The organism is Paenibacillus sp. PL2-23 (assembly GCF_040834005.1).
In the GTDB taxonomy this organism is placed as follows: Bacteria; Bacillota; Bacilli; order Paenibacillales; family Paenibacillaceae; genus Pristimantibacillus.
On sequence record NZ_CP162129.1, the window covers coordinates 1,669,059 to 1,681,906 of the forward strand.

11 protein-coding genes are annotated in these 12,848 nt (G+C 55.3%); 6 read left to right on the top strand and 5 right to left on the bottom strand.

Annotated elements, in window-relative coordinates; all coding sequences use genetic code 11:
* Window positions 1-2: 2 nt before the first annotated feature.
* Genes AB1S56_RS07135 through AB1S56_RS07145 form a run of 3 tightly spaced genes read right to left on the bottom strand, consistent with a single transcriptional unit; the run spans window position 3 to window position 3,965 of the window.
* Window positions 3-1,169 (bottom strand): ABC transporter ATP-binding protein, encoded by a 1,167-nt coding sequence (locus tag AB1S56_RS07135; protein WP_340869785.1) that lies wholly within the window; start codon window positions 1,167-1,169, stop codon window positions 3-5.
* Window positions 1,166-2,848, bottom strand: a complete 1,683-nt coding sequence (locus tag AB1S56_RS07140; protein WP_340869786.1) for an iron ABC transporter permease — start codon at window positions 2,846-2,848, stop codon at window positions 1,166-1,168. Before AB1S56_RS07140 ends, AB1S56_RS07135 begins: the two co-directional genes overlap by 4 nt.
* 4 nt (window positions 2,849-2,852) lie before the next feature.
* On the bottom strand, window positions 2,853-3,965 hold the full coding sequence (locus AB1S56_RS07145; RefSeq protein WP_340869788.1) for an extracellular solute-binding protein: 1,113 nt from the start codon (window positions 3,963-3,965) through the stop codon (window positions 2,853-2,855).
* Between the two features lie 189 nt (window positions 3,966-4,154).
* Between AB1S56_RS07145 and AB1S56_RS07150 the strand changes: the two genes are divergently transcribed.
* The 4 genes from AB1S56_RS07150 (at window position 4,155) to AB1S56_RS07165 (ending at window position 8,297) form a co-directional block, all read left to right on the top strand.
* On the top strand, window positions 4,155-5,057 hold the full coding sequence (locus AB1S56_RS07150) for a LysR substrate-binding domain-containing protein (protein ID WP_340869789.1): 903 nt from the start codon (window positions 4,155-4,157) through the stop codon (window positions 5,055-5,057).
* Between the two features lie 33 nt (window positions 5,058-5,090).
* Window positions 5,091-5,957, top strand: a complete 867-nt coding sequence (locus tag AB1S56_RS07155; protein ID WP_340869790.1) for an SDR family oxidoreductase — start codon at window positions 5,091-5,093, stop codon at window positions 5,955-5,957.
* 118 nt (window positions 5,958-6,075) lie between these two features.
* The gene (locus AB1S56_RS07160; protein WP_340869792.1) at window positions 6,076-6,696 is read left to right on the top strand and encodes a hypothetical protein; all 621 of its coding nucleotides are present in this window, start codon (window positions 6,076-6,078) and stop codon (window positions 6,694-6,696) included.
* A gap of 482 nt (window positions 6,697-7,178) precedes the next feature.
* Window positions 7,179-8,297, top strand: a complete 1,119-nt coding sequence (locus AB1S56_RS07165) for an RNA-guided endonuclease InsQ/TnpB family protein (RefSeq protein ID WP_367903439.1) — start codon at window positions 7,179-7,181, stop codon at window positions 8,295-8,297.
* Window positions 8,298-8,435: 138 nt separating this feature from the next.
* Here AB1S56_RS07165 and AB1S56_RS07170 read toward each other — a convergent pair whose 3' ends face one another.
* Together AB1S56_RS07170 and AB1S56_RS07175 are read right to left on the bottom strand one after the other, a co-directional pair.
* A complete protein-coding gene (locus AB1S56_RS07170; protein ID WP_340871474.1) occupies window positions 8,436-8,732 on the bottom strand; it encodes a hypothetical protein in 297 nt (98 codons plus the stop codon).
* 530 nt (window positions 8,733-9,262) lie between these two features.
* Entirely contained in the window at window positions 9,263-10,852 is a 1,590-nt protein-coding gene (locus AB1S56_RS07175) for a helix-turn-helix domain-containing protein (RefSeq protein WP_340871471.1), read from the bottom strand.
* A gap of 215 nt (window positions 10,853-11,067) precedes the next feature.
* Here AB1S56_RS07175 and AB1S56_RS07180 point away from each other — a divergent pair, with 215 nt between their 5' ends.
* The gene (locus tag AB1S56_RS07180) at window positions 11,068-11,541 is read left to right on the top strand and encodes a hypothetical protein (protein ID WP_340871469.1); all 474 of its coding nucleotides are present in this window, start codon (window positions 11,068-11,070) and stop codon (window positions 11,539-11,541) included.
* A gap of 19 nt (window positions 11,542-11,560) precedes the next feature.
* Window positions 11,561-12,844, top strand: coding sequence for a stalk domain-containing protein (locus AB1S56_RS07185; RefSeq protein ID WP_340871467.1), 1,284 nt, complete (start codon window positions 11,561-11,563; stop codon window positions 12,842-12,844).
* Window positions 12,845-12,848: the final 4 nt, after the last annotated feature.

Sequence of the window (12,848 nt, forward strand, 5' to 3'; positions counted from 1 at the left end):
GACTACCTTTCATCCTCGCTGCGATATATATATGCGGTTTCGTAGTGGATCTCGGCCATAATCTGCTGGCCTTGCGCAAGAGGGGTCTCATGAACAATATATAGCTTCTGCTTGCAATTGGTCTCGGCTACTGCACGCCACCGAGTGCCCTCGAACGAGCAGTGAAGCACTCGAAGTGATAGGCGTCCCATTGCCTCCGACTCCATTGGCTGGCCCTCTTCGTGCGGTATAACCTTCGTCTGCTCCGGGCGGAACATAAGGATGGCGTCGCATTCCCCGCTTGAAGGCGGTCCTTGTTGATCCCGCTGGCCCTGCTGGCCCTGCGCCGCTTCCGTGCCGGGCCAAACGCCTCGGAGCTGCTGATCCCCAATTTCAATAAATGCCCCCGCAGAGTTGAAGGTGGCTCGCCCTTTCAAGGAGTTATACGCGCCCATTAGCGAAGCGGACCATCTGCTGGCGGGACGGCGGAAGCATTGCTCGGGCGTATCCAGCTGCTCGATCGTGCCGTTCCGCATAATGAGCAGCCGGTCGGCCATGGCAAACGCTTCTTCGGGATCGTGCGTCACATGGAACGCGCTGATGCCCAGCCGGCGGAATAGATAAGCCATCTCCGTACGCATCTCTACTCTCAGCCTCATATCAAGATTGGAGAGCGGCTCGTCGAGCAGCAGGAGGCGCGGTCGGGTCGCAAGCGCCCGGGCAATCGCGACCCGCTGCTGCTGTCCGCCGGACAGCTGCGGGGGAAGCCTGCGCTCCAGGCCCTCCAAGCGCAGCAGCTCGACAAGCTCTGCTATTCGTGCGCGAGACTCCTCCGGCTTCAGCTTCATTCGTTTCAATCCGTATCCGATATTGTCAACTACGTTCATGTGCGGCCATAAGGCGTAATCCTGGAACACCATATTAACGCCGCGCTTCTCCGGCGGCAGCAGGGTATGGGCAGAGGCGATTGTTTCGCCGCCTAGCTTAATCGTCCCGGAATCCGGACCTGCCAGTCCGGCTACCAGAGACAGCAGCGTGGACTTGCCGCAGCCCGAGGGACCGAGGACGCTAATGATTTCCCCCTGCTTCATGGCAAATGAGATGCCGTTCAGCGCCTGGAAGCTGCCGAAGGACTTCGTCAGCTCCGAAACAACGAGGAGGGTGGAATCGTCTGATGGGTTGTTGATCATAATTTGGCCTCCTTGCGTCTAAGCAATCGTTCGGCTATCCATATAAGCGCAATGACGATGAGCGAGCTGGCTATCGTCGCCGCGGAGGCGTATCCGAAATCGAGATCCTCGAACGCTTTGTTAATCGTTACCGGCAGCGTCTCGAATTTGGGAGGGAACAGGATCGTGTTGACGGCAAGATCGAATATTCCGGCACCAAACGCGGCGAGTCCGGCGGATACGAGAGCGCTCTGAACGAGCGGAAAAAGAATATAACGCATGCGCCGCCCGAGCCCGTCACCCTGGAGCTGGGCCGCAGCCAGCAGATTCGCAGGAACCTTGGCCATCGCGCCTGTCAGCAGCCTTGTAATAACGGGAATGGCGCCGGCGATTGCAGCTAACACAAGAATCCATGGCGTACCGTACAGGAGGAGGCCCAGAGGCTCCAGCCACTTCTGATTCCAAATAAAAATATAGCCAATCCCCAGAACAACGCCCGGAACGGCCAGCGATAGTATGGATATCATCTCGATGCCGCGCTTATATCGGAAATTCGAATACGTCAGCACGAAGGCTACCCCTATGCCGATGATCAGGCCGAACAAGGCGGCTGACCCCGCAATAAGCAGGGAGTTCCACAGTCCTTCCATCAGATTGCCGACGGAGCTGAACAGCATGACGTAATGGTCGAATGTCAGGTTCGAAAGCTTGAAGCCGCCTCCTTGGGTCTTCAGCAAGGAGATGACGACGTTGGAGCCAATCGGTATACCGATGACGATGAACAAAAAGCCAATGTTCAAGGCGGCCAGGGCGTAACGAAGCTTGCCCGCAGGTCTCGGAACGGAGCGGGTCGCGCTTCCCGTCAGGAAGTCGAAGCGGGAGCGACGAAGCGCGTAGAACTGCACAAGCATCGCAAGTCCGATCAGCAGGACGAGGTAGAAGGACAAGACGCCGGCCATATCGAACCGGATCGGCGATGTATATATAGCCGAATAGATGGAGTACGGCAGCGTCGGGAAACGATAGACGGCGGCGATTGACGCGGGCAGACCGAAATCTCCTATGGTATCCATGAAAACAAGCGATGCTCCCGCAACAATAGCAGGCAGCAGCAATGGGGCTTGAATGGTGCGCCACATGGTCCATCTGGAAGCGCCGCACAAGCGGGCCGCGTAGGACAGCTGATCCATCTTCCACTCCAATGCGGCTTGTACGCTCAAATAAGCGAACGGAAACTTGCTTAAGGTCATCATGAAGATAAGTCCGATCGGTTGGAAAATAAAGTCCTTCACAAAGCCCCAGCCGAACAGTCCGGCTGCAATCCCTTCTCCTGCAGAGAAAAGCACCCAGCCCTGCGCCAGGATGAAGGAAGGCGTAATAAACAGCAGCCATACGGAGGCGTCAAGCAGCTTGGCTGTCGGGAACGACCAGCTCGCGCGCACGGATGCAAGCACCGTGCCAAGCATCGTCGCGAATATGGTGGTGCCGAAGCCCAGCAGCAGGGAGTTCTCCAGCGATTTCTGCCAAAGCGGACGATGGAATAGTTCAAGCAGCAGCTTCCAATCGCCAAGCTTCAAATGACCAAAGAAGACCCCTGGCAGCAGCACCTGAATCATAACCGCCGCCAGGGGGAGCAGGACGAGCAGAATGAGGAGGAAGCTGACGCTCCACCCCAATCTGTCGCGTAGAAGGGTCCTCATGGTATTACTTAACGGCTTGGTCGGCGAACCATTGCTTGATCGCCGCTTCATGCTCCGAGGCCCAGGAAGCTTCGGCTGCCACGAGCTTCGCGTTCTGAGCGCGATCTGGCTTGACATTTACGCCTTGGACGGAAGGCTGGAAGTAGCTTTCGTCGCCATCGTCGATCAGAGCCTGTTGGGTTGCAGGATCAAGCAGGAATGTAATAAACGCTTTGGCTGCATTCGGGTTCTTGGTATCCTTCTGAATGGCGGCAACGCGTACCGAAGCGGGAGCGCCTTCCTCCGGCCAGATGATCTCGATAGGCTCGTTTTTGTTTTTCATGGCGTAAGCGTTGCTCTCTTGAAGTGCGGCAATGGAAATTTCACCGCTTGTTAAGGCGCTCACGACGTTCGGGTTTTTGGGATATACCTTCAGTCCGTTGTCCATCCAGCCCTGGAACAATGCCTGTCCGCCTTCCATGCCTTTGTCGCCAAAAAACCACGAGACAAACGGATAAGCGGGAGCGGCTACAGCGGGATCAGCCATGCCTGCCATCTTAGAATACTTGGCGTCCGAGAAATCGGCCCATGTGCGAGGTGCGTCCTCTGCCTTCACTTTGTCGGTGTTGTATACGATGACGCCAGCCGCGTGAGCGCCGGTAGGCACATACCAGTTATTGTCCGGAACAAAGCCTTTGGCGAAATCAGTCAGATTGCCGATGTTGTCCGGAGCCCAGTTCTCCATAAGCTGTCCCGCTTCGCCCAGTCCGTGAATGGAAGGCATCGCGTCCATCCAAAGCACATCCCAATGGGGATTGCCTTTCTCCGCTTCCACCCGGGACATAATTTCGGCGCCGTTGCCAACGACCAGCTCTACCTTATAGCCTGTCGCTTCTTCGAAGAGAGGAGCGATGATGCCGTCGAAGTCGTTCAAGTAGACCGTAAGTACGCCTTCGTCCTTCGTCTCCATAGTCGGCTCGGGCGAAGCGCTTGTCTGCGCCGTTGCGGCAGCGGATGCCGCTGGATTGCCGGAAACGTTTGACCCCGTATTGGCGTTGCCGTTGCCGCAGGCGCTGACGAGAAGCGTAACAGCGGCGATCATAAGTACGTTAACTTTGTTTTTAATAAAACTGCTCATGAATGGATTCCCTCCAAATCGTATTGGTCTTGCATGTCTAACTTTAAGGGAGGAATGTCAGTTGAGCGTCAACGCAATATCTTCTTTTTATTAAATAACATCTATATATATTGATATTTATATTGATATTATCTATATTCAGAATATCGTATAAGGAAATGCAGAGGCTTATTTGAACGGGGGAAACGCTTGAATATTCATCAACTGAAGGTGTTTATCGAGATGTGCGGAGGCAGCACGCTTGCTGAGACGGCGGAGAAGATGGGACTGAAGCAGCCTACGGCAAGCTTCCATCTGCGGAAGCTGGAGGAGGAGCTCGGCGTCGAGCTGTTCCGGAAGCAATCCAGAAGCCTGTATCCTGGCGAGGCGGCCGCAGAGCTGCTGCCATTCGCCAGGCGTATCGTCCATCTGACGGAGGCGGCGCAGGAGGCCATGTCGTCCTACAAGAGCAGGCAGGGAGGGAGACTCCGGCTGGGAGCCAGCTATACACCCGCAACCTATGTGCTGCCGAGTTATATTGCCGACTTTCAAAGCAAGCATCCCGGCGTCAGTCTTCAGCTTACGGTGAAGCAAGCGGAGGGTGTGCTGGCGATGCTTCGGGAATATATCGTAGATGCGGGAATTGTGTCGCTTGGAGCAACGGAGAGCGAGGGACTTGTCGTGGTGCCGCTTCTGCCTGACGAGCTTCAGCTGCTGATGTCTCCGGAGCACCCGCTTGCGGCCAGCGGCGAGCCTACGATTGAGAGATTGGCCAAGGAGACGTTCCTGCTGCATGAGACGGGGTCCACGTCACGTACATTATCCGATGAGTGGGCGGAATCGAATGGACTCTCCTGGTCGCATGTGCTGGAGCTGGGAGCCATTGAGACGATCAAGGAAGCCATCAAGTGCAACATGGGGATCGGCATATTGCCCGGCCGAAGCGTCAGGCGCGAGGTGGAGGCCGGCGAGTTGGCGATGAAGAAGCTGCCAGGTTATGTGAACAGACGTTATATATGTCTAGCGTATCGCGACGAGGACCAGCTTTCGGGAGCGGTGAGGTCGTTCCTCTCGTATATCGGACAAGCGCTGGCACAGCATGGTAAACTATAGGCAATTTCATTAGCGGAAGGGGAGCATCAAGAGATGGGAAGTGGACAAATGGAGGGGAAGCTCGTCGCCGTGACAGGAGCGAACGCCGGCATGGGACTAGCAACCGTCGTGGAGCTTGCGCGTATGGGCGCTGAGGTCGTGATGATATGCAGAAGCAGGTCGCGTGGCGAGGCGGCGCTGGCCAGGGCGAAGGAGGAGAGCGGGAGCAAGGCGATTACGCTTATGCTGTGCGATCTGGGATCGTTCGCCAGCATTCGCGGCTTCGCTGAAGCATTCCGCAATCGTTATGACAGACTGGACGTGCTCGTGAACAATGCGGGTGTTGTATCGCTGAAGCGGCAATCCACGGAGGATGGCTATGAGCTCATGATTGGGGTCAATCATCTGGGCCATTTCCTGCTTACGGGCGAGCTGCTTCCTTGTCTGCTCCGTGCGGAGCAGGGGCGGATTGTCAATGTGTCCTCCGGCGCTCATAAGATCGGGCGAATCCGATACGACGATCCTTGGATGCTCAGCGGCGTGAACGTGGTGAACGGCTATGCGCGGTCGAAGCTTGCCAACATCCTGTTCACCAAGGAGCTGGCGCGAAGGCTGCAGGGCACAAAGGTCACGGTCAACGCGCTTCATCCCGGAGCGGTAGCTACAGATATTGGCGTCGATCGTAAGTCAGGCTTCGGGAAATCCGTGCATCGTCTGTTGAAGCCATTTTTCAGGACGCCGCTGGAAGGCGCGGCAACTGCCATTTATCTGGCATCGAGTCCAGACGCAGCCCGAATGACAGGGCTTTATTTGATCGATGGCAGTCCGGCTCGTGTCGCCGGCACAGCGAGCGATGAGGGTGAAGCTGCCCGTCTGTGGGCATGGAGCGAGGCGCAGACTGGGGCGGTCTACTCGTTGTAGCTCATCGCCGATCTTCAGTTAACTTTCAGCGGGAGTTAAAGGTAGTTTAAGGGTGATTTAAGGAGAGCCGTCCATAATGAAGACGTAACCTACCATTAACGAAAGGCGGAGATGAAGAATGAGACATATGAACCTGAAAACGGCAGCCGCATGCGCGCTTGCGCTTACCCTGACACTGGGAGGCGGAGCTATCTGGCAAAGTCAGCAAGCGTACGCGGCGGAGCTGGAGACGGCGGAGGAGACACAGACACCTGCAGTCAAGGACAGTGCAGCTAAGGACAAGCCAGCAGGGGCTAAGGGAAAGGCCGCAGCTGCAATGGAGGGAAAGGGCAAACGAGGCGGTGGAGAAGGCAAAGGCTTCGGTCACGCAGCCTGCTCGGAAGCTGCGGCAACGGCGCTTGGCATGACGAAGGAAGAGCTGCGGGCTTCCATTAAGGAAGGCAAGAACTTGGCCGCTATTGCTGCTGAGAAGGGAGTAGCGCTGCAAACGGTAATCGACGCCCAGTTGGCGGAGCTGAAGGAGAAGCTGACAGAGGAGCTGGCAGCAGGCACGATGACACAGGAGCAAATCGACGAGAAGCTGGCCAAGGCGCAGGAGCGCCTGACTCAAGCGGCGAACGGCGAGCTGCCTGATCGCGGCAATGGCCATGGCAGAGGCGGCCACAAGGGCAAAGGCGGCCCTGCTGCCAAGCCTCAGGCAGAAGCGTCTGCCGAGGAGAACAGCGGCGAAACCGCATAAGCAAGCAAGTAAGCAAGGAAGCTGTGCCTTACGGGGCGCAGCTTCTTTGCTTTGTTTTAGCGTTGAACGCATGAACCATGAAGCCAGCAGCCCAGCAGCCCAGGTAGCCCAAGAGCCCAACAGCTCAGGTAGCCCAGTAGCCAAGCAGCCAGATAGCCCAGCAGCTCAGGTAGCCCAAGAGCGCAAGAGCGCAAGAGCGCAAGAGCGCAAGAGCGCAAGAGCGCAAGAGCGCAAGAGCGCAAGAGCCCAAGAGCCCAAGAGCCCTTCTACCCCTTCAGCTTCGTTACCCAGAATCCCGCAACGACCATAGACAGCCCCACGTACGTCTGCCACCTCGGCTCTTCCTTCATCAATATCGCCCAGGATACTCCCGTCTTCTATAAGCGGGGGAAGAATGGGCGTTCGGCGTTAGCCGGAATGATATTTGGTGTGTTCTTGTTCTCCCTACTATGCTAAAATTAGTATAGTGAGGAGGCGAACGTATGATCGTTACCGTGACGGCGAAAATCAAAATCAAACCGTCAGACAGTCAAGTGATGGCCCTGCAACAAACGATGATCGCTTATCGTCAAGGCTGTAATTTTGTCTCTGCCCTTGTGTTTGAGACGAGCGAGCGCCGGCAGTCTGCCCTGCACCGAATGACGTATCGAACCCTGCGCAGCGCGATGGGCCTGCGTTCTCAAATGGCGCAGTCGGTATTGAAAACGGTACGGGCTAAATACAAGACCATCTTGAGCAGTGGGCATGCTTGGACTCTCGTACAATTTAAGAAGCCGGAATACGATCTCGTCTGGAGACGGGATTACTCGCTAAGCGCAAAGCTATTCTCCGTCAATACGCTGCAAGGCCGCATTAAGATCCCCTTCGAAGCCAAAGGAATGGAGACCTATTTCGACGGCACATGGACATTCGGTACAGCCAAGCTGGTATGCAAAAAACAGAAGTGGTTTTTGCATATTCCAGTGTCTAAGGAAATGGCCTCTCCTGAGCTTAAGGAGATTGAACACGTTGCAGGGATTGATCTGGGCATCAACTTTGTAGCTACGGTGTATGACACCGAGGGGAGAACGCTGTTTTTTCGAGGAAGGGAGCTCAAACACAAACGAGCCAACTACCAACGATTGCGTTCCGAGCTGCAACGCAAACAAACGGCTTCGTCCCGCCGCAGGCTGAAGCAAATCGGAGAACGAGAAAACCGCTGGATGACCGATGTGAACCATCAGGTCAGTAAGGCACTCGTTACCCGATATGGGGCGAATACGCTGTTTGTGCTGGAGGATCTGACAGGGATCCGCCGCAGGGCGGAAAAGGCAAAGCTGAAGTATCGGTATGTGACGGTATCGTGGGCGTTCTATCAGCTGCGTCAGATGGTGACGTATAAGGCGAAGCTTGCAGGATCGATGGCGATAGCCGTGGATCCGAAGCACACTTCGCAAGCGTGTCCCCTATGCCGCCACACGGCCAAAGAAAACCGGGATAAACGCAGGCATCGCTTTCGTTGCCAGGCATGCGGATATGCAAGCAATGATGACCGGATCGGCGCCATGAATCTCTGTTTGAAGGGAAAAGAGTACCTTCTTGAAGGTGCAGGCTTAGCATGACTAGGTTTGCAGGGCAGCTGTCAATCTGCCCATCGGTAGGCGAAGGCTTACTCGAGGATGTAACACCACGTTCTTCGGAACGCCAAAAGATCGGAGTCGCAAGACGTTCGTACGATCGGGTTGTTATAAGCCCCCACTTCAAACGTTAGTTAAGTGGGGGTCATTGACCAGAAATATGCCCAGAATCACACAGACCACAATTTCCACTCCCTTGGATACAGTGAGCACGAAGGTCATATTGCCAAAAGCTTGGTACAGCCACTTGATTCCGTAACCAATCATCATATTAGCCGCAAAAAACAGGGGTAAAAGCGTAAGCTGATAGCGGAAGATCGACCAAAAGGCGGCTTCGATATGCTTGCCCTGGTAGGCGAATATGCCATTAATGGCGAATAAGCCGGCAAGCAGGAGCGCGAAAGCGTATAGGATTAGCATCTCAATCTCCTTGGTAATTGGAATAAGCGCCACACCGACATCGTTATGTTGCCCCCGGTCAACCTTTTTAACCCTTCGCAACTTTGGCAATCGTTCGCCTGCGTGGCTGCTGTTAGTGTCTTGAAAAGTCTAAAGTCGAAGGTGGGTGCGGAATGGGGCAAATAGACGTGCCAGAAACGTCTAAATCTCGCGAACGGGGCGGAATGGAGCAAATAGACGTGCCAGAAACGTCTAAATCCCCCGGTGGGGATGGTTAGTGGCGGGGAGGGGGCGGGTTGAGGCGGAGTGGGGCTGTTGGAGTCGGGAATGGGTGGAGGGGAGTGGGGCTGTTGGAGTCGGGGATGGGTGGAGGCGGATGGGGCGTTTCAAGGGGGAAGGGTCGAGGTGGGGCATAGGGCTGTTCGAGGCGGAGGCGGGACGAGGCGGAATTTGACTGTTAGAGGCGGGGGAGGATCTCGGCGGGATGGAGCGGGTCGAGCCAGGTCGAAGTGGGCCAGTCGAGCCAGGCGGGAGCGCTATGCGGCTTATCGCTAGCGCTTGCAGAAGAAGCGCAGCATCGCTTTGATCATATATTCTCTCCCGATGGGGCCCCACGGGTCCCATTCCTTGCTGTCGGGATAATAGACCTTGCTCTCCTTCACAGCCGACAACTGCTGCCACCTTGGATCCGCCGCGAACTCATGAATGGCGGCTTCGCTGCTCCATATGACAAGGATTTGCTCGGGGTCCAGCCGCAGAAGCTCTTCAAAGGCGTTATCCATATACGTGCCATGCGTGATACGATCGTCGGGCTGAAAGCCGAGCCGATGATAGATCAGCTCAGTGAAGGTATGCTCCTTGATCCCGTACAGCCGGCAATTGCCGGGCATCAGCCGAATGACGGTCCATTTGCCATTTTTCACGCAGCGCTCAAGCTTCCGCCTTGCCGCTTGCTCCAGCTGCGACATGGAGCGAATAACGCGCTCTGCCTCGGCCTCACGCCCCACCTTGGACGCGATTGTCCGGTAATATTGCTCCCAGCTGGAGAAATGATCGATGAAGATGGCATCGTGATTTTCTCCCCAATGCTTGTCATTCTGGTCGTGCAGCAGCCTCGTTCGAAGAATGAGATCGGGCGCCAGCCGGACGACGTCGCTTGATGGAATCGGCCTCTCTGCGTTCAGGGGGGTTGTTCCGCTCAGCCGGTCATGCAGGTAGCTGGGGAAGCCGGAGGCCGTGTCAAAATAGCTCGGAAAGCTGGGCGCGGCAATGGGAAGAATGCCGAGCGACAAGAGATGGTCCTGCAGGAAGAAGCTGCTGACGACGGCGATCCGACGGTCGCTTCGCTTCAGGTAAACGGATGGCGAGATGCCCTCCGCCTTCTTGAATACGCGGCTGAAATACAGCTCGTCCTGATAGCCGACGCTCACCGCAATGTCTCGTAGCGAAGCGTTATGGTCCGCCATCAGCTCCTTCGCGCGCAATATTCGCAGCCTGGTCAAATAATGCCCCGGCGTCAAGCCTGTAAGCCGCTTGAACGCGCGGCTGTAGGAGCTCGGCGTCATGCCGGCAAGCTTGGGCAGCTCGCTGATCTGCAACGGCTTTGTCAGCCGCTGCTCCATATATTCAATCGTCGCCTGAATGGAGTCGTTGCCGTTACGATCGGGCGTCAGCTGATGAGCATGCAGATGCAGGAGCAGCTCCAGCAGCGCATGCTGTCTCTTCAGCTCGCCGATCTCATTGTCCTCCGCCATCGCTTGACGAAGCTGGGCAAGCAGCGTTTCGGTGAGGGAGGCTGCGGCATGATGAATCGTGCCATTGCCGAGCATGGAACTCAGCCTTCCAGGAGCATCAGCGGACCCGGAGGGATTCCTCACGCAATAGGACACCAAGGTCACCCTCAGCATGCCGATGGGATCGGCCATCAGCTGGAAGCTTCCTTCTCCGTGATGAACGAGAAAAAAAGCGCCTTTTCGAACCGGGCTGGCGCTTCCGTTACGCATAAACAGCTTGCCGCTGCCACCTTCCACAATGCCGATCAAGCCATTCTCGGCATGCAGGGGCTCCGAACGAAAGCCGTCCTTGTATTGAAGCTGCTGCAAAGCAAGGGGGGAGCAGGACAAATAGGCAGCTGCTGTCATGATATTCTCCGTCCTTTTATTTCAGTAAATTTTAATATTGATAATTATTATCAATTACGAGTGTAGCAATTTTCAGAGGCTCACACAATATGAAATTTGTAGAGCTGATTATTTTGTCCATGCAAAGATGGCAAAATCGTGTATTGGATTCCAAAATGGGGATAGGTACAATAGTCCTTGTGGTGAAAATGATTATCATTAACAGAAAAAAGGGGTTGTGGAAAACGGTTCGGTACATATCGCTCCTATTGTTTGTTGTATGCGTATTGACCGGCTGCGGAGCTGCCGATTCCGGTGCTCAGGAGCAAAACCAGCATGTCGCGGGGGAAGCTTCGTCAGATGAATCGACAGGCGATCCGCTTGGCCATATAGAGGCGGCACAGCTTGACGATCCGGCAGCCGCGGCAGAAGAGATGAACAGCTTGATTAAGTCGTTCAAAATCGCGGTGGAATCGGACAATAAGGAAGAGACTGTCGCGCAAGCGGAGAGAATGGCTTCGATCTGGAAGGCGCTGAGCGCCCCATTGCCAGCGGAGCAGTCAGAACGCGTGAATCAGATGAACGCCGATCTAAACGCACTGCTGGAGGCTGTGAAAGCGGACAGCTGGGACAAAGCAAGGCTGGTCGATCTCGATTATTCGCTTTACCAAGGGTTCCGAGACGTAAAGGCAGCATTACAAATTTCATAAAGGGAAAGGTGAAACAAACATGTTATCCAGCAAAAAATGGCTTGTATTCTTACTCTGCATCGCCCTTGTTATGGCGCTTGCTCCTGTAACGGCGGCAACTGCCGCTTCCAAAACGATTAATGTTACAATCGACGGCAAAAGCCAAAGCTACTCGGTTAGCCCGCGCATTGTCAACGGCCGGACGCTGGTTCCTTACCGCGCAATCTCCGAGGCGCTTGGCGGCACAGTTGCTTATGACGCCAAAGCCAAAAAAGCAACAATTACGAAAAGCGGCTCCACTATCGAGCTGACGCAAAGCAGCAAGACGGCTCGCATTAACGGCAGCGCAGTTACGCTTGACGCGGCTCCGCTGAACGTTAACGGAACATTGCTTGTGCCCCTGCGCTTCGTAGGCGAATCGCTGGGCGTATGGGTGACATGGAACAACGCTTCCTCTACAGCTGTGCTGGAGACAAAACGCACGTTCAAGCACCAGCTCGGCAGCGCGGTATTGAACAAAGTGCCGAAGCGCGTTGTTGTCCTGTTCAACGGCGGCGTGGACATCTCCGTCCTGCTGAAGGTTAAGCCTGTGGGCGCAGTTGAATCCTATATCCAACAGCCATTCTATGAGTATATCCGTCCTAACCTGATTGGCACAAAAACGCTTGGCGACGAAACTCAGCCGAACGTGGAGGCTATTGCAACACTGAAGCCTGACGTTATTATCGGCACTATCGAGCGCCATGAAAAAATTTATCCGCAGCTGAGCAAGATCGCTCCGACTATCATTATGGACGATCTCTCCGCATGGCAAGATAATCTGCAGGTGATGTCCAAGGTGTACAACAAGGAAGACATCGCGACAACGTTTATGGCTGACTGGAAAGCTCAGGTTGCCGACTTCAAGCGCAAGCTGCCTTCCAGCGTCAAAGGCGCGGCGGTCTCCATTATCCGCATTAATCCGAACGGGACTGCTCGTGCTTATAACGCGGGCTTCGCGTACAAAATCTTCAAGGAGCTGGGCTTCTCGACACCGAAGGCGCAGCTGGCGACTGGCGAGCAATTTATTGCGGTCACCTCGCAGGAGCAGGTTTCCCTTCTGGACGGCGATTACATCTTCGACTTCACGACGGATTGGGACGGCGACGGCGCCGTGCTTCAGCACCAGAAGACATGGACGACAAGCGCTCTGTGGAAAAACCTGAAGGGCGTCAAAAACAACCACTACTACAAAGTTAACTCCGTAACGTGGAATCTGTCCGGCGGAGCGCTCGCAGCCAAGCTGATGCTGGATGATCTTTATTTCTACTTCGGTCTTGAATAAGGCA

Excerpts from the sequence above, each read along its gene's own strand:
- AB1S56_RS07135 (WP_340869785.1), bottom strand. The coding sequence starts at position 1,169 with ATGATCAACAACCCATCAGACGATTCCACCCTCCTCGTTGTTTCGGAG.
- AB1S56_RS07140 (WP_340869786.1), bottom strand. The coding sequence starts at position 2,848 with ATGAGGACCCTTCTACGCGACAGATTGGGGTGGAGCGTCAGCTTCCTC.
- AB1S56_RS07145 (WP_340869788.1), bottom strand. The coding sequence starts at position 3,965 with ATGAGCAGTTTTATTAAAAACAAAGTTAACGTACTTATGATCGCCGCT.
- AB1S56_RS07155 (WP_340869790.1), top strand. The coding sequence starts at position 5,091 with ATGGGAAGTGGACAAATGGAGGGGAAGCTCGTCGCCGTGACAGGAGCG.
- AB1S56_RS07160 (WP_340869792.1), top strand. The coding sequence starts at position 6,076 with ATGAGACATATGAACCTGAAAACGGCAGCCGCATGCGCGCTTGCGCTT.
- AB1S56_RS07165 (WP_367903439.1), top strand. The coding sequence starts at position 7,179 with ATGATCGTTACCGTGACGGCGAAAATCAAAATCAAACCGTCAGACAGT.
- AB1S56_RS07170 (WP_340871474.1), bottom strand. The coding sequence starts at position 8,732 with ATGCTAATCCTATACGCTTTCGCGCTCCTGCTTGCCGGCTTATTCGCC.
- AB1S56_RS07175 (WP_340871471.1), bottom strand. The coding sequence starts at position 10,852 with ATGACAGCAGCTGCCTATTTGTCCTGCTCCCCCCTTGCTTTGCAGCAG.
- AB1S56_RS07185 (WP_340871467.1), top strand. The coding sequence starts at position 11,561 with ATGTTATCCAGCAAAAAATGGCTTGTATTCTTACTCTGCATCGCCCTT.